At 43.7% G+C, this 21,823-nt stretch carries 17 protein-coding genes; 9 read left to right on the forward strand and 8 right to left on the reverse strand.

Annotated features, from left to right (window positions below):
- Positions 1–70 precede the first annotated feature (70 nt).
- The gene (locus F9L33_RS15075) at positions 71–550 is read right to left on the reverse strand and encodes a Fur family transcriptional regulator (RefSeq protein WP_152143645.1); all 480 of its coding nucleotides are present in this window, start codon (positions 548–550) and stop codon (positions 71–73) included.
- A gap of 118 nt (positions 551–668) precedes the next feature.
- Between F9L33_RS15075 and F9L33_RS15080 the strand changes: the two genes are divergently transcribed.
- Both F9L33_RS15080 and F9L33_RS15085 read left to right on the forward strand, forming a co-directional pair.
- Positions 669–1,544 (forward strand): zinc ABC transporter substrate-binding protein, encoded by an 876-nt coding sequence (locus F9L33_RS15080; RefSeq protein WP_193222073.1) that lies wholly within the window; start codon positions 669–671, stop codon positions 1,542–1,544.
- A gap of 121 nt (positions 1,545–1,665) precedes the next feature.
- Positions 1,666–4,086, forward strand: a complete 2,421-nt coding sequence (locus F9L33_RS15085; protein WP_152143647.1) for an FAD-dependent oxidoreductase — start codon at positions 1,666–1,668, stop codon at positions 4,084–4,086.
- An 18-nt stretch (positions 4,087–4,104) separates the two neighbouring features.
- Here the strand turns inward: F9L33_RS15085 and F9L33_RS15090 are convergent, their stop codons facing one another.
- The 6 genes from F9L33_RS15090 to F9L33_RS15115 all read right to left on the reverse strand — a co-directional run bounded on the left by F9L33_RS15090 (position 4,105) and on the right by F9L33_RS15115 (position 10,669).
- Positions 4,105–5,010, reverse strand: a complete 906-nt coding sequence (locus F9L33_RS15090; protein ID WP_152143648.1) for a LysR family transcriptional regulator — start codon at positions 5,008–5,010, stop codon at positions 4,105–4,107.
- Positions 5,011–5,037: 27 nt separating this feature from the next.
- A complete protein-coding gene (locus F9L33_RS15095; RefSeq protein WP_152143649.1) occupies positions 5,038–6,066 on the reverse strand; it encodes an ABC transporter ATP-binding protein in 1,029 nt (342 codons plus the stop codon).
- Positions 6,063–7,058: an ABC transporter ATP-binding protein gene (locus F9L33_RS15100; protein ID WP_152143650.1), complete on the reverse strand. Its 996-nt coding sequence runs from the start codon at positions 7,056–7,058 to the stop codon at positions 6,063–6,065. Before F9L33_RS15100 ends, F9L33_RS15095 begins: the two co-directional genes overlap by 4 nt.
- Before the next feature lie 4 nt (positions 7,059–7,062).
- Positions 7,063–8,007 (reverse strand): ABC transporter permease, encoded by a 945-nt coding sequence (locus F9L33_RS15105; RefSeq protein ID WP_152143651.1) that lies wholly within the window; start codon positions 8,005–8,007, stop codon positions 7,063–7,065.
- Positions 8,004–8,984 (reverse strand): ABC transporter permease, encoded by a 981-nt coding sequence (locus tag F9L33_RS15110; RefSeq protein ID WP_152143652.1) that lies wholly within the window; start codon positions 8,982–8,984, stop codon positions 8,004–8,006. The genes F9L33_RS15105 and F9L33_RS15110 overlap by 4 nt, the downstream gene beginning before the upstream one ends.
- Positions 8,985–9,115: 131 nt before the next feature.
- Positions 9,116–10,669 (reverse strand): ABC transporter substrate-binding protein, encoded by a 1,554-nt coding sequence (locus F9L33_RS15115; RefSeq protein WP_152143653.1) that lies wholly within the window; start codon positions 10,667–10,669, stop codon positions 9,116–9,118.
- Positions 10,670–10,816: 147 nt separating this feature from the next.
- Here F9L33_RS15115 and F9L33_RS15120 point away from each other — a divergent pair, with 147 nt between their 5' ends.
- The 5 genes from F9L33_RS15120 to F9L33_RS15140 all read left to right on the forward strand — a co-directional run bounded on the left by F9L33_RS15120 (position 10,817) and on the right by F9L33_RS15140 (position 17,875).
- A complete protein-coding gene (locus F9L33_RS15120; RefSeq protein WP_193222074.1) occupies positions 10,817–11,665 on the forward strand; it encodes a DMT family transporter in 849 nt (282 codons plus the stop codon).
- Positions 11,666–11,802: 137 nt separating this feature from the next.
- Positions 11,803–13,107: an O-acetylhomoserine aminocarboxypropyltransferase gene (locus F9L33_RS15125; protein ID WP_152143655.1), complete on the forward strand. Its 1,305-nt coding sequence runs from the start codon at positions 11,803–11,805 to the stop codon at positions 13,105–13,107.
- On the forward strand, positions 13,104–13,898 hold the full coding sequence (locus tag F9L33_RS15130; RefSeq protein WP_152143656.1) for an alpha/beta fold hydrolase: 795 nt from the start codon (positions 13,104–13,106) through the stop codon (positions 13,896–13,898). Before F9L33_RS15125 ends, F9L33_RS15130 begins: the two co-directional genes overlap by 4 nt.
- 4 nt (positions 13,899–13,902) lie before the next feature.
- The gene (locus tag F9L33_RS15135; RefSeq protein WP_152143657.1) at positions 13,903–16,245 is read left to right on the forward strand and encodes a 3-hydroxyacyl-CoA dehydrogenase/enoyl-CoA hydratase family protein; all 2,343 of its coding nucleotides are present in this window, start codon (positions 13,903–13,905) and stop codon (positions 16,243–16,245) included.
- A gap of 10 nt (positions 16,246–16,255) precedes the next feature.
- Entirely contained in the window at positions 16,256–17,875 is a 1,620-nt protein-coding gene (locus tag F9L33_RS15140) for an acyl-CoA synthetase (RefSeq protein WP_152143658.1), read from the forward strand.
- 14 nt (positions 17,876–17,889) lie between these two features.
- Here F9L33_RS15140 and F9L33_RS15145 read toward each other — a convergent pair whose 3' ends face one another.
- The gene (locus F9L33_RS15145; protein WP_152143659.1) at positions 17,890–19,449 is read right to left on the reverse strand and encodes an OmpA family protein; all 1,560 of its coding nucleotides are present in this window, start codon (positions 19,447–19,449) and stop codon (positions 17,890–17,892) included.
- A gap of 191 nt (positions 19,450–19,640) precedes the next feature.
- Between F9L33_RS15145 and F9L33_RS15150 the strand changes: the two genes are divergently transcribed.
- Both F9L33_RS15150 and F9L33_RS15155 read left to right on the forward strand, forming a co-directional pair.
- Complete coding sequence (locus tag F9L33_RS15150) at positions 19,641–20,714, forward strand: transporter substrate-binding domain-containing protein (RefSeq protein WP_152143660.1); 1,074 nt, start codon at positions 19,641–19,643, stop codon at positions 20,712–20,714.
- A 42-nt stretch (positions 20,715–20,756) separates the two neighbouring features.
- Positions 20,757–21,773, forward strand: coding sequence for a transporter substrate-binding domain-containing protein (locus tag F9L33_RS15155; RefSeq protein ID WP_370452145.1), 1,017 nt, complete (start codon positions 20,757–20,759; stop codon positions 21,771–21,773).
- The last annotated feature ends 50 nt before the right edge of the window (positions 21,774–21,823 follow it).

Consider the following 21,823-nt stretch of genomic DNA (forward strand, 5'->3'; position numbering starts at 1 on the left):
TGCATACTGACATTTGTTAATGCAACGTGACCTTCCAGTTTAACGGTCATGTTCTTAATCTTAACAAGACTCATATCTGTGCGCTTTTCTGGCACGATGGGCACACGCCTTCTACTTCAATAACAGTATCTTCAATTGAGAAACCAGCCGCTTCTGCTGTGGTCCCCAAAAAGCTATGTAAAGGTTCGGTTTTTGTTTCAACTATATTTTCACAGACCCGGCAGATCATAAAGACAGGTGAATGAGATATCCCAGGATGAGAACAGGCAGAATAAGCATTCAGTTTCTCAATTTTATGGGCAAACCCGTTTGTGACAAGAAAGTCTAGTGCGCGATATACGACAGGTGGTTGTGCGCCTAAGCCTTCGTCAGATAAATGGGCAAGGATGTCGTACGCACCCAATGCTTTATGTTGCATAAGGAGAATTTCTAAAACGCGTCGGCGCGTTTTCGTGAACTGCAAACCGTTTTCACTACAATAAGTATCGGCAGTTTCTAAAGCATCTTGGATACAGAAGGTATGATCATGGTTTTCAAATCCAACGGACATAGTTTCACTTTTCGGCTTGTAGTGTTATAATATTACACATATAGGAGATCACGTAATAAAGCAATCTTGAAGGTAAAAAATGTTAAGAGCTTCTATTTATACTTTTATGTGCAGTGTAATGCTTGCGAATGTATCACAAGCGGATGTTCCCAAAGTTGCAACGGATATTTCGCCAGTCCATTCGTTGGTATCGATTGTTATGGGTAATTTAGGAGAGCCTGGGCTAGTTGTACAATCAGGCGCATCCCCGCATGATTTTGCATTTAAACCGTCACAAGCACGTATGTTACAAGATGCTGACGCTGTATTTTGGATTGGTGAAGATTTAACGCCCTGGCTATCGGACCCGATCCAAAAACTTGCAGGTAATGCAATCTCTGTTGAGCTTTTAGAAAACCCTAAGACGCAAGTTTTGAAAATTGAAGAAGATGAGCATGAAGAGGAAGAAAGCCATGATGAGCATGATCATGGTCACGGAGAACACGACCCTCATGCATGGTTGGATCCAGAAAATGCGATGATCTGGTTAGATGTGATCGCAACACATTTAACAAAGCTGGACCCTGAGCATGCTGACATTTATGCAGCTAATGCAACCAAGGGAAAGTTGGATATCGAAAAGATTTCAGCTGAAGCTTCTGAACGCCTTGATGAGATGGCAGATGCAAAAATTGTTGTTGCTCATGATGCATATGCATATTTTGCGGACCGCTATAACCTTAATATTGTCGGAGCGATTACACCAACTGATGATGCCGCACCAAGTGCTGGACGTGTTGCAAAGCTTGTTGCGCTTGTTCAATCACAAAATGTAAAATGCATACTTACGGATCCGCTGTCCAAGGATGGTCTTATTGATGTTGTTGTAGGCAAGATAGATGTTAAACGTGCAACCGTTGATCCATTAGGTGCACATCTTCCAAATGGAGCATTATATTATACCCAGCTTATCGGTGATATTGCGGTATCAATTGAAACTTGTTTTGGTAATTGACTCTTTTTAAATTCGGGAAAAATTATCGTCTCGATAAGAGAACTGGAATTTAAAGTATTCTTCTGGACAGCCCCATATCTTTGCGTGTGATTATCAGGCAAAGATTAATGGGAGAGTGACAGTGAAAAGTCAGACACGTGTTGTTGTAATTGGGGGCGGTATTGCAGGGTGTTCAACCCTTTATCATTTAACTCAAGAGGGTTGGACAGATGTTGTTCTGGTTGAGCGAAATGAACTGACCAGTGGTACAACATGGCATTCTGCAGCGCAGGTGACAAATTTCGGTATGAACCAAACAATGGTTGGTCTTAAAAGTCATTCGATTGCTTTGTACAAAGAGTTGGCAGCAGATCCAGACTATCCAATCAATTATCACCACGGTGATGGTGGCATCCGTCTGGCAAACACCGAAGAACAAATGCAGGGCTACAGGCATTTTCGATCAATGGCACGTGGAGTGGGTGTTGAATTCGAAGTGATAGATGCCGCAGAATGCGCGCGACGGCATCCGTTGATTTCTACTGATAATCTGATTGGTGGGCTTTGGGACGGTCAAGATGGAGATATTGACCCTGCACAGTTGTGCCAGGCTTTGGCGCGCCGTGCACGTAAAGCCGGTGCGGAAGTATATCGTAATACTCCCGTTACAGCTTTAACTCAGCACAAAGATGATAGTTGGACGGTTCACACGACAAAGGGTGATATCAATTGTGAGATTGTTGTGAATGCTTGCGGATATCGTGTGAACGAAGTCGGCGCCATGATGGACGTTCATCATCCGGTGGCTTCTATGGAACATCAATATTTTCTAACAGAAGAAATACCTGCGATTAAAGACGCGGATAACCGCATGCCACTTTTACGTTGCCCAATTTCTGATTATTATTGTCGTCAGGAAAAAAATGGATTGCTACTTGGTTTTTATGAACAAGATTGTCGTACTTGGGGTATGGATGGGATCGATCCAAATTTTGTTAATGCGCTTTGTCCAGATGATTTAGACCGGGTTACAGACGTATTAGAAGGTGCATTTGCCCGTATGCCTGCTTTGATGGAGGTAGGTATTCATACAGTCGTTAATGGCCCAATAACGTACACAATAGATGGAGCGCCATTGGTTGGGCCTATACCTAATAAACGTAATGCGTTTTGTATTATCGGTTTACGTGCAGGCTTAGGTGAGGGCGGGGGTCATGGTTGGTTATTGGCACAACAGATCGTTCATGGAGAAGCTTGTTACGATACATGGTGTATCGACCCAAGACGTTTTACAGGTCACGCAAATGTAGAATTAACAGCTTTAAAAGCGATCGAAGACTATCAAAATGAATTTCGTTTTCACTTCCCTCATGAGCATCGTCCAGCGGGGAGGCCAGGAAAAACAACACCTTTGACACCTATATTAGAGGCAGAAGGGGCAGAATTTACAGTAGTGAATGGATGGGAACGCTTAGATTATATTAAGCCTTCACCAGATTTCCACCCAACGCTTTCTTTTAAATTTGATGAAACATTTGATGTTGTTGCTGCAGAAGTGAAAAATATTCAAGAGAATGTTGGTCTTACAGAGATTTGTGGATTTAACCGTTTTGAAGTTATAGGCGAAGATGCACATGGTTTTCTTGATCGTATGATGTGTGGTCGCGTTACGTGCAAACCTGGTAAAGTTGGCTTGGGATATATGTTGAATCATCGCGGAATGCTTAGGGGTGAAGCAACGGTTGCGAATTTACCAGATGGGCGTATTTGGTATGGCTCTGCTGCAGCTGCTGAATATCACGATATGGATTGGTTGGTTTCAAATATTGGTGCTAATGAGGATGTACAAATCCGCTCGCTAACAAATGAACATACAATTCTGGTTATAGCAGGGCCTAAGGCGCGAGATGTTTTATCCGCGGTAAGTCGTGCAGATTGGTCAAAAGAAGTGTTTCCTTGGTTATCTGTGCGTACTGCATTTATTGGCATTGCACCTGCTGTTGTGATGTCTGTTAGTTTTTCAGGAGAATTGGCATACGAAATTCATGTGCCGAATAACCAATTGTATTCTGCATATCTTGCATTGAGAAAAGCGGGTGAAGATTTTGGTATGAAATTATTTGGTGCTCGCGCTGTTGAATCCATGCGTATGGAAAAGGGATATTTGCATTGGAAGGCAGATATTTTAACTGAATTTGATCCATTCGAAACTTCACTTAGCCAGTTTGTGAAGATGGATAAAACGGATTTTGTTGGCAAAGCGGCTCTTGAAAAAAGAAAAGAAAATGGAATGAGCCGTAAACTTGTAACGCTTACTGTCGATTGTAAATATGCAGCGGCTCATGGTGGTGCTTCAGTGATGCTAAATGGTAATGTGATTGGTACTATAACCTCTGGGGGTTGGGGTCATAGAGTGGCTAAGAATATAGCTTATGCTTTTATGCAGCCAGAATTTTCTGCAATTGGGACGACAGTGGATATCGATATTCTTGGCCAATTACTGCCCGCTGAAGTTATTGAGGCTGGGCCTTATGATCCTGAATATAAACGAATTAGGAGTTAGCAAATATTTGTACTGTGATTAGATTTTGAGTTTGTCCCAAAGCTTATTCAAGGATGGCTTTATATTATCTTTTTCACGGTACAATCTGATTTCTAGTTCTGAAGCATATGAAGTATCGCCAGCATGAACTAAGCGTCCTGTTTTTAGGTCGTTTTTACAGATTTCTTGTGGCAACCAACCCAATCCGAATTCTTCTGCAATCATTGCTTTGATACTTGTCGCTAATGCATTTTGATTCACCACAAGCATAGGAGAGTTGTTTAGTTTGTTAGATAGAATATCTTTCATAACTGGATGTAATGCAGAAACGGGGTCATATGCCAAAAGCGGCAGAGGCTTCTTGTTTTGGCTTGGTAGTGGATATAATGGATCGCCATTTGGTTTTGGTCTAGTGACGGGAATAAGTTTATCTCTTGATAGTGTTATATATTCGCATTTTGCCACCTCTAAGGGTGCCAAAAAATCCATGGATGGATGCCAATAAGTCAGGATGACGTCACAGTAACGTTGTAATAATGCAGTAACGAATTGATCGGCTACCCAAGATGTTGAGTTTAAATCAATATCAAGTCCTGCTGAATCTAATAGTGGTGCGATGTGCGTTTTATAATGTGTAATATAAAGAGATTGCGAGGTTGCAAATCTGATCACACTTTCATTTGCGGCTTCAATATTACGGCACCGTTCAAGTGTTTCAGTATAAGTTCTTAATATTGATCTGGCTTGTGTTAAAAATATTTCGCCAGCAGGTGTAAGAGATAATGGCAGTGTTTGCCTGTTTATTAATTTTGCACCTACAGTATCTTCTAATGTACGAATCCGTCTGCTGAATGCAGGCTGGCTAACATTACGTTCTTCTGCTGCGCGCGAAAAATTTTTCTGCGCGGCAAGTGATTCAAAATCTTTTAGCCAAAGGATATCCATATTCGTAACTTGGTACAGGGTCGACTATTAGTCGATCCGTCCCTCTTCAACAGCGTGACAAGCTACAACACTACCGTCTGATTGCTCGATGGCAAGGGGTTGTTCTGTACCGCATCTTGCATCCGCATAGGCACAGCGACTTTGGAATGGGCAGCCTTTTGGTAGATTTATGGGTGTTGGGATTTCCCCTTTTAGGCGGATATGGTTCGGACGATCATCCGATAATTGCGGCACAGCGCTTAGCAATGCACGCGTATATGGGTGTTTTGGATTCGCGAATAATGTGGCAGTATCTGCCAGTTCGCAAATGGAACCTAAGTATAAAACAGCAACGCGTGTCCCGAAATGTTGTACGACGGAAAGATCGTGAGTAATAAAAAGATATGTTAAGCCGCGATCTTCTTTGGCTTCTAGCATTAGGTTTAAGACTTGGGCTTGTATTGAAACGTCTAATGCAGAAATTGGTTCATCCGCGATGACAAATTCAGGATCTACAGTTAATGCGCGTGCAATAGCAATACGCTGTCTTTGTCCGCCAGAAAATTCATGTGGGTATCGGGATGCCCAGCTTGGATCAACACCAACCGACTGCATCACTTCAGTCACTTTATCTTTTATCTGCCCGCGTGAGAAACTTGGGTTGTGATGGCGAACCGGTTCCTCCAATGCTTGCTGGATTGTCATACGTGGATTAAGCGATGCATAAGGGTTTTGGAATATCATTTGCATGCGTTTACGATAAGGCAGTAGAGCGTTGCCTTTTAGGGTATCAATGCGGTGCCCATCATAATGGATTGCACCCTTAGTTGGATTAAGTAATCCAGAGACCAAACGCGCGACAGTTGATTTTCCGCAACCGGATTCTCCAACCACACATAGTGCTTCGCCTTTTGTAATAGTCAAGGAGATGTCATTTACAGCGTGAACGGAACGTTTTTCGCGTGTGATACGGCCTTTTTTAAACTTGATTGTTTCTAGAAACCCTTTGTCTAAGTCAAAACTTTTTGACAGGTTTTCTAATTCTAATATTGCTGGATTTGATGCGTTATCTTTCATGCCAAATCCTCTTGTTTGTGTGTCTCATGATGTAAGCGGCGCACTTCATGGCATGCTACTTTTACAGGGCCAATTTGTTCAAAATTTGGGACTTCCATGCGACATCTATCTTGTGCAAATTCGCATCTTGCATTGAAAGCACATCCTTTAGGTGCTGCAGATAATGACGGCATATTCCCTGGGATTTGTTTTAAACGTTCACCAGGTAAAGTCTGCTGTGGCAAAGCATTGATCAATCCTTGTGTATAAGGATGTTGAGGATCATTGATGATTTCACGTGTCCGACCCGCTTCTATGATGCGGCCTGCATACATAACGAGGGTGTTTTCCGTCATTTGGGATACAACGCCTAGATCATGAGTGATCAAAATCAAGCTTACCTTTTTGGTTGTACAGAGTTCTAATAACAACTCCATGATGTCGGCTTGAATGGTTACATCAAGAGCAGTTGTAGGTTCGTCTGCTATGATCAATTGGGGATCTAGTAAAAGAGCAATTGCTATGATGATCCGCTGACGCATGCCCCCTGATAATTCATGCGGGTATTGTGCCAAACGTTCCTCGGGGGCGGGGATATAAACTTCGCGCAGTTTTAGTACAGCAATTTGTTCGGCTTCTTTCCGAGACAATTTGCGGTGCGCTTGAAGTGTTTCCACCATTTGTTGCCCGATGGTCAGCACAGGGTTAAGCGTAACCATCGGGTCTTGGAAGATCATTGCCATTTTGTTGCCGCGCACTTCACGTAGCTCGGCATCTGACATGTCTGCCATATTCATTCCGTCAAAAAGGATTTCACCACTGTCGATAAAACCTGGGCGGCTGATCAAATTTAAGAGGGCAAAACCAGTTACAGATTTACCTGCACCAGATTCACCTACGATACCCAAACGATCCCCGCGCGCAACATCGAAGGAGATGGATTTAAGTGCGGTGACGGTTTCGTCTCGCATTGCGAATTTTACAACAAGATCGCGTACTGAAAGCAAAGGCATCGCTTTATCCTTTGTACAGTTTTGGGTTTAGGACGTCGCGCATCCAGTCCCCCAAAAGATTAATGACAAGTACCAGAACAACCAGAACAACGCCCGGTATAGTCGTGATCCACCAACTGCCAGAGAAGATATAGTCAAACCCACTGGAAATGAGTGAGCCCAGTGATGGTTGTGACACTGGCATTCCCAAACCAAGGAACGATAATGATGCTTCTGAAATAATGGCGTTTGCGACCTGTACAGTAGAAATCACAAAGATAGGGGACAGGGAATTTGGCAGGATATGACGCACCATGATGCGTATAGAGCTAAAGCCCAGAACACGTGCACTATCCACATATTCCTTTTTCTTTTCCGCCAAAACGGTTGCACGTACTGTACGCGCATATTGCGGCCATTCTGCGATACCAATTACGCCCACTAGCATAAACAATGCGTATTTGTTGAATGTTTCACTGCCGAATAGAGCTTGTGAAACGGCAAGGAAAATAATGGCAACCATCAGTGTAGAGAATGACAATTGGATATCGGCAAAGCGCATTAGGATATTATCGATACGACCACCGACGTAACCAGAGATTAGGCCGATTGATATGCCAAGGAAGGCTTGAACGAAAACGGCGCAAATGCCGATAATCAATGATGTACGTGTACCATATAGAATTGCACTCCATAGGTCGCGCCCTTGATCATCAGTGCCAAATAGAAATTTTGGATCGCCTTGATTTGTCCATGCGGGAGGTAACTCACTATCTAAAATATCATATAGTGAGGGATCATAGGGGTCTGTAGGGGCAATAAGCGGCGCGAATACTGCCGCTAAAGTTATGATTAGGAAAATAGCCATAGACACAATCGCAACAGGGTTGCGCTTGAAACTATAGGCCATGTTCGAATTCATAATGCGTGCGAACAAGGAATTGCCTTGGTGGTCTGCCATCATGCTCATGCGTCCATCCTCGACAGATTCACCGTTGGATTGACTAGGCCATAAATCAGATCAACTATTGTATTCGTTACAACAAAAATGAAACCGACAACAATCAAATAGGCTACGATTAATGGCGTATCGACGCGGTTCACGGCTTCTAGAAACATAAAACCCATACCCGGCCATTGAAATACGGTTTCTGTTAGAATTGTGTAAGCGACCATTGTGCCGATTTGTACACCACCCACAGTGATTACGGGGAGTAATGTGTTTTTCAAGGCGTGCACAAACCAGATGCGTTTTGGTCTTATACCTTTTGCCCAAGCAAAGCGAACGTATTCGCTTTGTAATGTTTCCATCATTTCGGCCCGAATAAGGCGGATGAACAATGGCAGCATAATGGACGCTAAAGCTACAGATGGTAGTAGAATATGAAGCCAGCCATCCACTGTTGCGAAGTTTGTCGACCAAGGCCCAAAGACGTGGACAACATCGCCGCGCCCAAACGAGGGGAGCCATCGTAATTCAACAGAGAATATAAAAATCATTAAAATAGCGGTTAAAAAGACGGGGATCGAAATGCCAATGATGCTGATGCCCATAACAATTTTACTAAATAGTGAGTTCGGTTTAATAGCAGTGTAAACTCCCAGAGGAACCGAGACGCCAATGATGATGATTGTTGCACCTAATACCAATTCTAAGGTGGCGGGCAATTTTTTCAAAATCACATCTAATGCTGGTTCTTTAAAGAAATAGGATGTACCTAGATCGCCTTGTAAAACCTTACCAGCGAAGCGAGTGTATTGTTTAAAGAAACTATCGTTTAAGCCTAGTTCATCACGCAGTTCTTGGCGAACTTCTTCGGATACAGATTGTCCAACAAGCTCACGCAGGGGATCCCCTAGGTTATCTTGGATTGCAAAGCTGATCAGAGATATAGCAAACATAACAGCTATAGCTTGAAACAGGCGTTTCATGAGGTAGGCAAACATTTTACTCTTTCGATATCAGGACAGCTTGAACACTAGCGCAAATTAAACGCGAAATGTATTCATTGTAGTTTTGGCGTGTAGATATGCAGAAAATGGGCGGGACTGATCCGCCCATATCTAACTGTCTTCTATCACTTAACGACTAGGTCGCCAAAGTAAGGGAAGTTCATTGCGTTTACGATACCTGCAGCGTCCACACCTTTGCGTGCACCCCAAGCTAGGTTCTGCCAATGCAATGGAATGAAAGCAGCATCTTCGTATAGGATACCTTCAAGTTCTTGCAACATTGCAGCACGTTTTGCAGCGTCTGTTTCAGTGTTAGCCGCAGCCATCAATGCATCCGCTTCTGGGCTACAGTAGTTACCAGAGTTGTATTGGCCCGCACCTGTATCCGCATTTGGACAATGTGATAGGAACTCGTGGAAGTTTGCTGAATCTTCAGTATCTGAATGCCAACCGATCATCATCATATCAGCAGCACGCTCATCAAACTTTGGCCAGTATTGTGCTTTTGGCATTGTTTGAAGATCAACTTTGATGTTGATTTTTGACAGCATAGATACAACGGCTTGCGCGATTTTATCATCATTCACATAGCGATTGTTTGGCGCCATCATTGTGATTGAAAAGCCATCAGCATAACCAGCTTCTGCCATCAATGCCTTTGCTTTCTCAACATCGTAACGTGGTGTAAGTGATGCATCATAACCTTGATAGCCAGCAGGGCTTGCTTGACCACCTGGTGTACCGAAGCCACGCATAATACGGTCAACGATACCAACGTTGTTCACAGCATAATCGATTGCTTGACGTACGCGTTTGTCTTTGAACGCTTCAACACGATCTTGGTTCATTTGGAATGTAATGATACGTGTGCCTGGCATTGTCACAAGATCCGTTGCGCCATCGCCATCGATACGAGCCAAATCTGTTGGCGGAACTGGTGCGATAAAGTCAACATCACCAGATAGTAGGGCAGCAACACGTGTTGGTGCTTCTTTAATTGGTGTCAATGTGATGCTGTCAACATTACCAGCGCTTGCTGTATCCCAGTAATCACCGAAACGTTCAAACTGTACGCTTACACCTTGCTCGCGTGATGTCACTTTATATGGACCAGTGCCTGAGATGTTACGAGATGCGAAACTATCGCCGTGCTTCACAATAGCAGCTTTGTCATTTCCATTGTCTTCGGCACCAGAAAAGAAAGCTGAATCCATTGGGAATAGATATGTCGCTGTATGTAGCACCAGTGGATATGGTTCGCTTGTTTTCAAATCGAATGTATGATCATCAATGACTTCCACACTTGTGAACAGGTTGAAGATCGCTTTGAAGTCATCACTGGCTTTCAGACGGTTGAATGTCCAAAGAACATCAGCGGCAGTTAATTCATTTCCAGAGTGAAACTTAACACCATCGCGTAATTTAAAACGTGTTGTTGTTGGATCGATCTGTTCCCAGCTTTCAGCCAATCGTGGTTCGAATGCTAATTCTTGGTTCCATCGTACAAGTGGGTCATAGACCATATGTGATAATTGAAGTGTACCACCAGAAAGCTGCTCATGTGGATCTAAAGAAACTGGATCTGCGTCATACGCAATCTTGATGGACTCAGCGCTGACACTTGCTGTTAATGCAAGTGTTACGGCGCAAGCCGAAACAAACTTGTTAAATATTTTCATATGTTTTCTCCCAAACGTTATTGGCAGAGCTTAGCCGTGTCCTTAGATTTTATCTAATGCCAATTTTAGACGGCTATGCAAATGGTGCATTGCGTGCGGATAATTTGTGTTACATTACTACTTTATCTAGTATCACGGGGTTATTTTTTGACAGCTATATTAGGGTTAATTGCAGCCTTCGCATGGGGTACACATGATATTTTAGTACGATATGTTAGTCAGCGTACGTCTATTTACTCAGCGCTGTTTGTTGTTCTGTTATCAGCATGTATTTGTCAGCTGTTCTTTGTTTTATCACAAAACTTAGAATTTGAGTTGACTGTCTCTGATATTGTGTCCGCAAGTGTTGTGGGCCTTTCTTTCGTTGGGGCGAGTGTTGGTCTTTATAAAGCATTTGAAATAGGACCTATACGGCTTGTCTCTCCACTTATTGCAACGTTTTCCATCTTTGCAATATTTTGGGGTGCTGTTAACGGTCAAAATATAACATTATCCCAGTGGATTGCTGTTTTTATTGTTCTTATCGGTGCCAGCATCGTCGCGATATTGTCTGATAAGAGTGGTCAGCAGAATACAGTACAACAAAGAAATGCCGCTATAATGTGGTCTTTAATGTCCAGCGTATGCTTTGCAATTACGTTTGAATTGGGACACTCCAGCGTTGCCAATGCCCCTGATAGAATAATCGTTTTGATAACAAGAACAGCGTCTTTGGGGATATTGCTGAGTCTTATGCTTGTGTTGCGTACCAAGATTTGGCCTTTGCTTTCTCAAGCCCCAGTTTTAATCTTTATGGGTTCATTAGATGCAGTTGCACTTGCAAGTGTTATGTCGGCTGGAAATTTACCAAATGCGAATTATGCAACTGTAGGTGCATCAGCATTTGGAGTTATTACCATTGTTATGGCGCGTTTCTTTTTCAAAGAACGAATGTCGTTAGTGCAATGGTTTGCCGTCTTTATGGTATTTTCAGGAATAACCTTCTTAGCTTTATAAGTAGAAGCGGCTCTCTCATTATTTTAATTGTCAGACATTTAAAACTAATGTAGTGACAGGCTGTCAATCTTTTGCGACATTTATGGGAGAGATACAGCTATTTCACATGATTTGCTGTGCATATAGGGAGAATCAATATGAGCGGTGACTATAAATTTGACACCCTAAGTTTGCATGCTGGACACAGTCCAGACAGCCGCCACGGCAGTCGTGCAGTGCCGATCCATCAAACGACATCTTATGTTTTTCAAGACACGGAACAAGCTGCGGCTTTGTTCAACTTGGAAATTGGTGGCCATATTTATTCACGCATATCCAACCCTACTGTTGCTGTTTTAGAGCAACGTTTGGCTGCACTTGAGGGTGGTATTGGGGCGGTAGCGACATCATCTGGCATGGCAGCATTGTTCCTAACCGTTATGGCATTGTGTAGTGCAGGGGATCATATTGTATCTTCGTCGCAAATGTATGGGGCGAATATCAACCTGTTCCAGCACACGCTAAGTCGTTATGGGATAACTACAACATTTGTTAAACCAAATGATCCAGCCGCGATCGAAGCCGCTATTCAGCCAAATACGAAAATGGTGTTTGGTGAAGTCATCGGTAATCCAGGTATGGATGTTTTGGATGTACCAGTCGTTGGCAAGATCGCAAATGATGCGGGTGTACCGCTGATTATTGATGCAACATTCAATACGCCTTGGCTTTTGAAGCCTTTAGAGCATGGTGCGAATATTGTGATCCATTCCTTGACGAAATGGATTGGCGGGCACGGTGTTGCTTTGGGCGGCGCTGTAATTGACGGTGGTAATTTTGATTGGGGTCAGAATGATCGTTTCCCGACATTAACGGAACCACATTTTGGATTTCAAGGTGTGAATCTTTGGGAAGAGTATGGTCCAGCTGCATTCATTACACGTGTGCGTACAGAAGGTATGTACAATGTTGGACCGTGTTTAAGTCCAACGAATGCATTCCACTTGATCCAAGGCATCGAGACATTGGGTCTGCGGATGGAGCGCCATATGTCAAATACTGCAAAGATGTTGGATTTCCTTTCAAATCATGAAGGGATTTCGTGGGTAAAGCACCCATTGCTGCCAGATCACCCTGATCATGAAGTGGCAAAACGTTTGATGCCGAAAGGGGCAGGATCAATCATTGCTTGCGGTATCAAAGGAGGTCGTGATGCTGGGCGGGCGTTTATTGAAAATGTTCAAGTTGCATCGCATTTGGCAAATGTTGGGGATGCTAAAACATTGGTTATTCATCCAGGGTCAACAACACATTCGCATATTACGCCGGATGCAATGGAGGCGGCAGGTTTAACTGATGATCTACTTCGTATTTCTGTAGGTCTTGAGGATTTTGATGATATTGCTGCGGATTTCAAAAACGCGCTGCGTGCAGCCAGTAAAGTTGCAGGAGCCATAAAATGAAGGTGACCATAAGGAGCCAAGAGGTCTTTGTTTCTACGGGCGGCCGTGAATTTGATCCAAAACAAAATGTTTTGATGTTTATTCATGGCAGTGGCCAAAGCCATCTGAGTTTTATGTTGCAAGGCAGGTTTTTTGCGAACCGTGGTTGGGCTGTGGTTGTTGCTGATATGCCAGCACATGGCTTATCTAAAGGTGCTGCGTTGACCACTATTGAGGACATGGCTGATTGGCATGCCGAATTGATGGATGAATTAGGTGTCATCTCTGCTAACATTATTGGCCATTCACAAGGTGGTTTGATTGCTTTGGAATTGGCGCGCCGTCATGCAGATAAGGTGAAGGGATTGTCTCAAGTTGCAACAGCTCTGGCCATTCCAGTGAATGATATGTTGCTTTCTATGGCTGAAAATAAAGAAGCCGCGGCAATCGCTGCCATGACGGATTGGGGGCATGGTGTTGATGGGCATATGCACGAACACACAATGCCAGGGCAAAACCATATGAACTATGGCAAACAATTGATGGCTGCAAATGAAAGCGGCGCATTGTTTGCAGATCTATCTGCGTGTGCAAATTATACAGACGGCCCGAAAGCAGCGGCAGCAGTCACATGTGCGTGCCAGTGTATTTTGGGGCAAAAAGATAAGATGACGCCGATGAAGGCTGGCTTGCAAATGGCGCAAGCGTTGAATGTAGATGACCCGACAATTGTGGTCGGAGCAGGGCATATGATGCCATCTGAACGCCCATTTGAAGTGAACAAAGCGCTGCGTGCGTTTTTTGAGGTATAAGTTTATGTCTGATTTTAAAAAGATTGCCGTAATCGGCGCAGGAACTATGGGCAGCGGGATTGCTGCACAAATTGCCAATGCGGGCCATTCTGTCATCCTGATGGATTTGCCAAGAGATGATGATGCTTATGCCGTCGTGAATGCAGCAAAAGATCGTTTGTTGAAATCAGATCCACCAGCTTTGGTTAATAAAAAGCGCATTGATCTGATTGAGCTAGCTAATATTCGTGATGATTTCGATAAACTTGCTGAATGCGATTGGATTGTTGAAGCCGTCGTTGAGCGTTTAGATATTAAAAAGGATCTGTATAAACGTCTGGATGCTGTCATTTCTGACGATTGCATCGTGACATCTAATACGTCCACTATTCCGATCTCGTTTTTGGTTGAAGATATGCCAATTGCGTTTCGTAAGCGATTTGCGATTACGCACTACTTTAATCCTGTGCGTTACATGCGCTTGCTAGAGCTGGTGCGCGGTGCGGATACGGACGAAGCTATTATGGATAAGCTTGCCGCTTATAATGATGAAGTGATGGGTAAAGGTGTGGTTCGGTGTAATGACACACCAGGGTTTCTGGGCAACCGTGTGGGTGTTTTTGCATTACAGGTTGGTATGGACGAAGCTTCTAAGCTCGGGCTGACAGTAGAAGAGGCCGATGCATTGATGGGGCGCCCGATGGGTATTCCGAAAACGGGTGTATTTGGGCTGTATGACTTGATTGGTGTCGATTTGATGTCAGATGTTGTAGATACTTTGGGTGATATTTTGCCTGAGAACGATGTGTTCCACCCGATTGGCACTAAAGGTAATCCTGTTATGCCGTTGATCCGTTCTATGGTCGCTGATGGGTATACTGGTGACAAAGGCAAAGGTGGGTTTTACCGCGTCGTAGATGGCAAAGATTGTGCTGTTGAATTGGAAACAGGGGATGTTCGTACGCGTATTGCTGAGTTGCCTGTAAAGGCAGTGAAGGCTGCAGAACAGCAAGCGGCAGGTCAAGAAACTTTGACTGATTTGATTGTTGGTAATGATGCGCAAACGACATTCTGCCGTCGTATGTTGGGTCGTGTTTTTGCCTATGCTGCAGATTTGGTCCCAGACGTGACGCACAGCCCGCAAGATATTGATGATGCTATGAAGCTTGGTTTCAACTGGGTGCGTGGCCCATTTGAGATGATGGATGCTTTGGGTGCTCAAATTTCAAAAGAATTGGTACAAGAGGCGGGATTGTCTGTACCTATGTCTTTAGAGGCCTCTGTTCAGAATGGCCCATTTTACTCTGTAGATGGTTCGAATTTGAATGTTCGGGTGTTTAAGGCAGATGATGTTTCAGGGCAGCCAGCACCTGTTGTTTTGCCTAAAGGAACAGTTCGGTTTCATATGACAAAGCGAACGATGAAACCTGTTGCTGGTAATGAAGCTGCAAGTCTTTATGAATTGGAAAATAATCTACGTTTAATTGAATTCCATTCCAAAGCGAATGCATTGACTGGTGCTTCTATGGAAGTTGTTGCCGAGGCTGCAAAAAACCATGGATCAGGGGTCTTAGTACATAATGATGCACAACACTTCTCAGCTGGTGTTGACCTGAACCGCTTTCGCACCTTTATTGAAAATGGTGATTGGGACGGTATGGATGGATTCCTGAATGATTTCCAACAAGCTGTGAAAACATTAAAATATACGCCTGTTCCTGTCGTATGTGCGCCTTCTGGACTTAGCATAGGCGGCGGTTTCGAAGTCCTAATGCACTGCGATAAAGTTGTTGCACATACTAACACGGTCTTTGGTCTTGTTGAAACAGGTGTGGGTGTAGTGCCAAGTGGTGGTGGTGTAAAAGAAACGCTTTGGCGTTGGTATCAAGCTACAAATGATTGGGAAAAAGCATCTTGGAATACGTGGATGCAAGTTGGCTACGGTCAAATTGGGACAAGTCCAGATATATCTGCGCGCTACCAATATTATTTACCAGAGCGCGATATTGAAGTGATCAACCGTGATAAACTTGTGGTATCTGCGACTGCAGCTTTAAGCGATATGCAGCAAAGCTATTCGGCCCCTGTGCCCCCTGTTTTTGAGTTGCCAGGAAAAGGTATTTTGTCAAAGATGTCTGATTTTATGGATAAAGGGATCAAAGATGGTCTATTCTTTGAACATGATAAGACGGTAGCGATGGAAGTCGCCGAGATAGTTGTGAATTCTGAAAGTGATGGATCACTTGAGCAAAGTGAACAGGATTTATATGATCGGGAACGTCGTGCATTTCTGACTTTGGCAAAGACCAAAGAAACACATGCGCGTATTGCCAGCCTGTTGGATACAGGTACGGCCGTAAGAAATTAGGGTGGGGACTATGACGAATAACAAATTTGAATGTTTTGATAAAAACGCAGCAAATCATGTGCCGCTGTCACCGCTTTCCTTTCTGAAACGCACCGCGCTGATGTACCCAGATTATGTTGCCACCATATATGGGGATCGGCAGTATACTTGGGGTGAAACCTATGATCGCTGCCGTCGTTTAGCCTCTGCGTTAAAGGCATATGGTGTTCAAAAAGGTGATACGGTTTCGATCGTTGCTGCAAATACACCAGAAATGTTGGAGGCACACTTTGGTATCCCAATGTCTGGTGCTGTGTTGAACACGATCAATACGCGTTTGGATGCGGATACTATTGCGTATATTTTAGAGCATGGTGAAGCGAAGGTTTTGATCATTGATACAGAGTTGGCACCAGAGGCCGCTAAAGCTGTTGAGCAATTGAATAATCCTGATCTTCTGGTCATCGATATTATGGATATGCAAGCCTGTGATGCACCGCGCTCTATCGGGTCAATGGATTATGAAGCATTCCTATTAAAAGGTGATCCTAATGCAGATTGGGATTTGCCGAATGATGAATGGGATGCGCTTGCCTTAAACTATACTTCTGGCACCAGTGGTCGCCCGAAAGGGGTCGTGTATCATCACCGCGGTGCATATTTGATGGCTATCGGTACGATTTCCGATTGGGCGTTACCGCGGCATCCAAAATATTTATACATCGTACCAATGTTTCACTGTAACGGCTGGTGCCATGGTTGGGCTATGGCGGCTGTGGCTGGCACGATCGTTTGTACTAAAACAATTACGCCTGCTGTGGTTTACGATGCGATTGCAGAACATAAGGTCAGTCATTTTGGCGGCGCGCCAATTGTATTGGGTATGATCTTGAATGCAGATGATGCAGACAGAAAACCGTTTGATCATCCAGTCGAAATAATGACTGCTGGGGCACCGCCGCCTGCTGCGATTTTAGAGGGCATTGAAGGTTTAGGATTTAACGTAACCCAAGTTTATGGCCTGACTGAAACTTATGGCCATACGATTATGTGCTCATGGAATACGCAATGGGATGATCTGAACACATCTGATCGCTCTATGATCAAGGCGCGCACAGGCGCTGCAATGGTTATGATGGAAGACATGCGCGTTGTTGATACGGACACGATGCAAGATGTTCCAGATGATGGTGAAACCATTGGTGAAATTGTTATGCGTGGAAATTCCACCATGAAAGGGTATCTGAAAAATCCTGAGGCTACTGCCGAAGCGTTTGAAGGGGGTTGGTTCAGAACGGGCGATTTGGCAGTAATGCATCCCAACGGGTATGCGCAAGTAAAAGACCGTTTGAAAGATATCATCATTTCTGGTGGTGAAAATATTTCTTCTGTGGAAATAGAAGGGGCATTACACCGTCATTCTGCTGTTTCATTAGCGGCGGTTGTTGCTAAAGCAGATGATAAATGGGGCGAAGTGCCTTGTGCTTTTGTGGAGCTGAAACCTGGGATGTCAGCGACAGAAGATGAAATTATTCAATTCTGCCGTGACCATTTGGCAAGCTTTAAGCGCCCAAAACAAGTTATCTTTGGTGAATTACCAAAAACAGCGACTGGTAAAATTCAAAAGTTTGAGCTGCGCAAACAGCTATAGTTTGCGCAGCACTATTAACGTGTCGTTAGGATAATTTCAATCCAACCGTTTTCAGCGATTTTTGAAAAATCTTCGCCTGTTTCTAGTGTTTTAAACTGTCCGAATGCATTCGCCGATAAGCGTTCTGATGGGATAGAGCTGTTCTTAATCAAATGTTGAACAACTGATAGCGCACGCGATTGCGCCAATTCCCAGCTTTTGGTCTCAGCATCAGCATGGCCGTCAACACGCAATACCCAATCTACACCTTTGGGAATGCGGTTTGGAACTTCGTCCAGAAGTGTCGCAATGTTGTTTATTCTATTTTGCCCATTGTTGCTAAAGCGTGCATTCCCAGTCTGGAACAGCGTTTCAGAAGGCATCATGAAACGGTTATAAACTTGTGGTACTGATGTTTTTGTTGAAGTAGCGGCACGCAAGCGGTCATGCAAATTCGCATTTAATGTTGCTAAAATTACGGCATTGCGTTCCGAGCGTGCACGTTGTGCACGGCGTAATTTACCCTCTAATTTATCAAACGAAGCACGTGCAGTTTGGATATCTGCATCCAATGATTTTTGCATATCCGCGCCAGTTGACAGAGTGGTTTCATAGTCGTTTAATTTGCTGTTTTCTTGCTGAAGTGTTTGCTCTGCTTGGGTCAGTGTTTGTTGCGATTTTCCCAAGCTGGCCTTTGCAGCTTTGATTTCAGCCTGTATCTGTTGTATTCGTATTTTCTGTTTTGCATCATGTTCTTTATAAGCTTTGTCTGCATTCGCAAAATTCGCATAAGCCGTTTCAACTGATTTATTTGCAGATGCCAATGTTTCCTGCTTTTCAGTTAACTCGCTTGTTACATTTGCCAGCCTTACCTCTGTCGTTTCCAACGCATTGCGAGCTACAGCTGCTGATTTCAACGTTGCTTTAGCCTGTTGATTAGCCTCTTTAACAAACCCACTTTCCAACAGATCTGATGATGTTTCCGAACCCTCGCCATTAATTTCTGCGATCGCTTTTTGGGCAGAGATTGCTGCATCTGCTACAACTTGCGCCGCCTTCGCTGATGCATCCGCTGCTGTTACGGCGTTTTTCAACTGCTTAACGGTTGAATTGGCGCGTTGAAATTCTGCTTCTGTTGTTGTGATTTCTTGTTTTATGGCATCTGTTGCTAGCAAAGCTGCGTCCAATTGGGATTGCCGTTCGCTTAATTTAGAACTTAGTTCACGACCTTTGGGATCATCTTGGCTGTTCTCTGCTGTGGTTAATGTTTCTTCCGCTTCCGCCAATGCAACCAGTGCATTGTTTAAGGCTTGTTCAGCAGATTTAATTTTGCCTTTTTGCGATGAGATATCCGCTTTTGCCGTAGCGTTTGCTGATTTTAAATCTTCACTTGCTTTAATGATGTCACTTAGTTTCTTTTGCGCAGCTTGCCATTCAATAACAAGTTGATCGTAATCTGCGCTGTTTGCAGCATGCGCTTGGTTCGTGAAACCGCTTAGCGGAAATATGTCAAAAGACAGAACGTCTGTTGTTGCCAGTGATGTGAATGGCGCAGCTAAAACCAATAGCCCTATTTGAATGAAACGTTTACTCACTACATGCCCCCCCGAGCGATAATATATTTAAAGCATTTTCTCTTTTGTAGCCGCTTATCAATAGGGTGAGAAGCAAAATAAAGGGAGTTTGGTAAAAAAATATACTACATATAGCAATATCTATACATCCGGCTCTTGCGATCAGCAGGTAAGACTGGCACATTAGCCAAAATGTATTTGGGGGAATACTGATGTTTACAAAGTTATTATTAACAACTGGATTTGTAGTTGGTTTAGGAATTACGTCCGCCGCTGCACAAAGTTGTGGTGGTCTTTATACTGTCAAGCGTGGTGATACATTATCCCAAATTGCAGACACACAATATAAAGATGCTCGAAAATGGTCTGTTATCTATAGCAACAACTTAAAGGCAATTGGCGAAAACCCGAATGCAATCCGCGTTGGTGCTAAATATAACTTATCTTGCATCGGTGGCTTACCTCTTGGATTAGAAGGTGGCGCACAAATTGTACAAGCAGTCGCAGAGCCAGAGGTAGCCACAACAACTACAACGGCGCCAAACGCTAGAAGGATTTCGATTTTGACGGGCGATGCTTATGCACCGTTCACTGACCGCGGTTTGTTAAACGGCGGTTTGATCACTGATCTTGTTGATACAGCGATGAAAGCTAATTCAGACGTTTCGGAATATAGTATCAATTGGTCTAATGATTGGGTTTCGCATCTTGATCAACTTTTGCCAAACAATCTTGTGGATATGAGCTTCCCATGGATTAAGCCTGACTGTGTAGCTTTGCCAGATCATGAACGTTGCCGTTTTGTATATTCAGAACCAATGTTTGAAATGTTAATGTTGTTGTTCACAAACAAATCGAACCCAATGAAGTTCACACAAGACAGCGACGCTCTTGGTAAAACGTTCTGCCGTCCACAAGGGTATACGACTCATATCTTTGAAAAGGGTGGTCGTGATTGGATCAAAGATGGTAAGATTACATTGAAACAGCCTGGTTCGTTGAAAGAGTGTTTTGATATGCTGCTGGACGGATCTGTTGATGCCGTTGCATTGAATGAATTCACAGGTCGTGGTGAAATTAAGAAGCTTGATATTGTTGATAAAGTCGAAGTTATTGCAACACGTCCACTATCCATCGAGGGCCTTCATGTCATTGCTTATAAGGAAAATCCAGAAGCGGATGAATTGATCAGCATCGTGAATGCAAGCTTGGAGAAAATTAAGAGATCAGGCGCGTATCAAAAAGTGATTGATGCTCAAATGACGGAGATTTGGAAAGACTTTTAAGATCGTAATTGTATGTCACGTTGTTCTGGGGGGACGGTAATGATGAGTAAATGGTTTGTAACTGGGATATTTGCACTTGCTGCAACTCCGCTTGCTGCCCAAACTTCTTGCGATGTGACACACACTTTGCAAGGCGGTGATAGTCTTTTGTCAGTTGCTGAACAATATTACGGTGATCGCAGCCGTTGGTCCGTGATCTATTATGCAAATGAAGTCGCACTTGCTGGAAACTTGGTGAATGTACCTGTGGGTGTGGAATTAACTATCCCATGTCTAGAAACGGCAAATCGCAAGGCTGATCCAAAACCATTGTTGCAAGATGATGCTGGTATCAAGTTGCTGACTGGATCGAATTACGCGCCGTTTACGGACCAAGATTGGTCAGGGCAGGGGTTGGCGACAGAGCTGGTGAATGCTGCTTTAGAAGAAAGCCCATCACCTGTTCCATTCTCGTTAACTTGGGAAAATGACTGGTCACAACATCTATTTCCAAAGTTGGATAATAAAGAATTTGATATGGGGTTCCCATGGATTAAGCCAGATTGTAATGCGGATCCTGAAAATGAACGCTGTGTGAATTTTCACTTTTCGGAGCCAATTTTTAACATCCTCGTCCGTTTATATGTACAGGATGGAGATTCATTAGCTTTTGAAAAGGATGATGAGCTACACGGGAAAACACTTTGTCGTCCGAAGGGGTATTTCACGCATGACCTTGATCGTGAAGATCGGCAATGGCTTACCAAAGGTCTGGTGAAGTTAACGCAGGCGGAGAGCCCTGAAGCGTGTTTCAATCTTTTAACAGAAGGTAAGGTTGATGGCGTTACATTGAATGAATTTCTTGGATACCAAAAGATCAAGGATATGGGGTTGGCGGACAAAGTAAAAACTTTGGACCGCCCAATTTCGACAGAAACGCTTCATGTTATTATATCTAAACGCCATTGGCGGGGTACGACGCACTTGTACCGCTTCAATGCTGGTTTGGAAAAACTTAAAAGTACAAAGCGTTATGAAGAGATTGTGAGCCGTCACTTAGGGTTATTCTGGGGTGAATGAAATGCTGAAGGATAGATGTCCTGATTGGCCCATTGGCTTATATTATTGAT

This window comes from Amylibacter sp. SFDW26 (assembly GCF_009184395.1).
Lineage (GTDB): Bacteria > Pseudomonadota > Alphaproteobacteria > Rhodobacterales > Rhodobacteraceae > Amylibacter.

What these genes read in the sequence shown, in the direction of transcription:
- F9L33_RS15075 (WP_152143645.1), bottom strand. Translation starts at nt 550, where the DNA reads ATGTCCGTTGGATTTGAAAACCATGATCATACCTTCTGTATCCAAGAT.
- F9L33_RS15080 (WP_193222073.1), top strand. Translation starts at nt 669, where the DNA reads ATGCTTGCGAATGTATCACAAGCGGATGTTCCCAAAGTTGCAACGGAT.
- F9L33_RS15090 (WP_152143648.1), bottom strand. Translation starts at nt 5,010, where the DNA reads ATGGATATCCTTTGGCTAAAAGATTTTGAATCACTTGCCGCGCAGAAA.
- F9L33_RS15095 (WP_152143649.1), bottom strand. Translation starts at nt 6,066, where the DNA reads ATGAAAGATAACGCATCAAATCCAGCAATATTAGAATTAGAAAACCTG.
- F9L33_RS15100 (WP_152143650.1), bottom strand. Translation starts at nt 7,058, where the DNA reads ATGCCTTTGCTTTCAGTACGCGATCTTGTTGTAAAATTCGCAATGCGA.
- F9L33_RS15105 (WP_152143651.1), bottom strand. Translation starts at nt 8,007, where the DNA reads ATGAGCATGATGGCAGACCACCAAGGCAATTCCTTGTTCGCACGCATT.
- F9L33_RS15110 (WP_152143652.1), bottom strand. Translation starts at nt 8,984, where the DNA reads ATGTTTGCCTACCTCATGAAACGCCTGTTTCAAGCTATAGCTGTTATG.
- F9L33_RS15115 (WP_152143653.1), bottom strand. Translation starts at nt 10,669, where the DNA reads ATGAAAATATTTAACAAGTTTGTTTCGGCTTGCGCCGTAACACTTGCA.
- F9L33_RS15125 (WP_152143655.1), top strand. Translation starts at nt 11,803, where the DNA reads ATGAGCGGTGACTATAAATTTGACACCCTAAGTTTGCATGCTGGACAC.
- F9L33_RS15130 (WP_152143656.1), top strand. Translation starts at nt 13,104, where the DNA reads ATGAAGGTGACCATAAGGAGCCAAGAGGTCTTTGTTTCTACGGGCGGC.
- F9L33_RS15135 (WP_152143657.1), top strand. Translation starts at nt 13,903, where the DNA reads ATGTCTGATTTTAAAAAGATTGCCGTAATCGGCGCAGGAACTATGGGC.
- F9L33_RS15140 (WP_152143658.1), top strand. Translation starts at nt 16,256, where the DNA reads ATGACGAATAACAAATTTGAATGTTTTGATAAAAACGCAGCAAATCAT.
- F9L33_RS15150 (WP_152143660.1), top strand. Translation starts at nt 19,641, where the DNA reads ATGTTTACAAAGTTATTATTAACAACTGGATTTGTAGTTGGTTTAGGA.
- F9L33_RS15155 (WP_370452145.1), top strand. Translation starts at nt 20,757, where the DNA reads ATGAGTAAATGGTTTGTAACTGGGATATTTGCACTTGCTGCAACTCCG.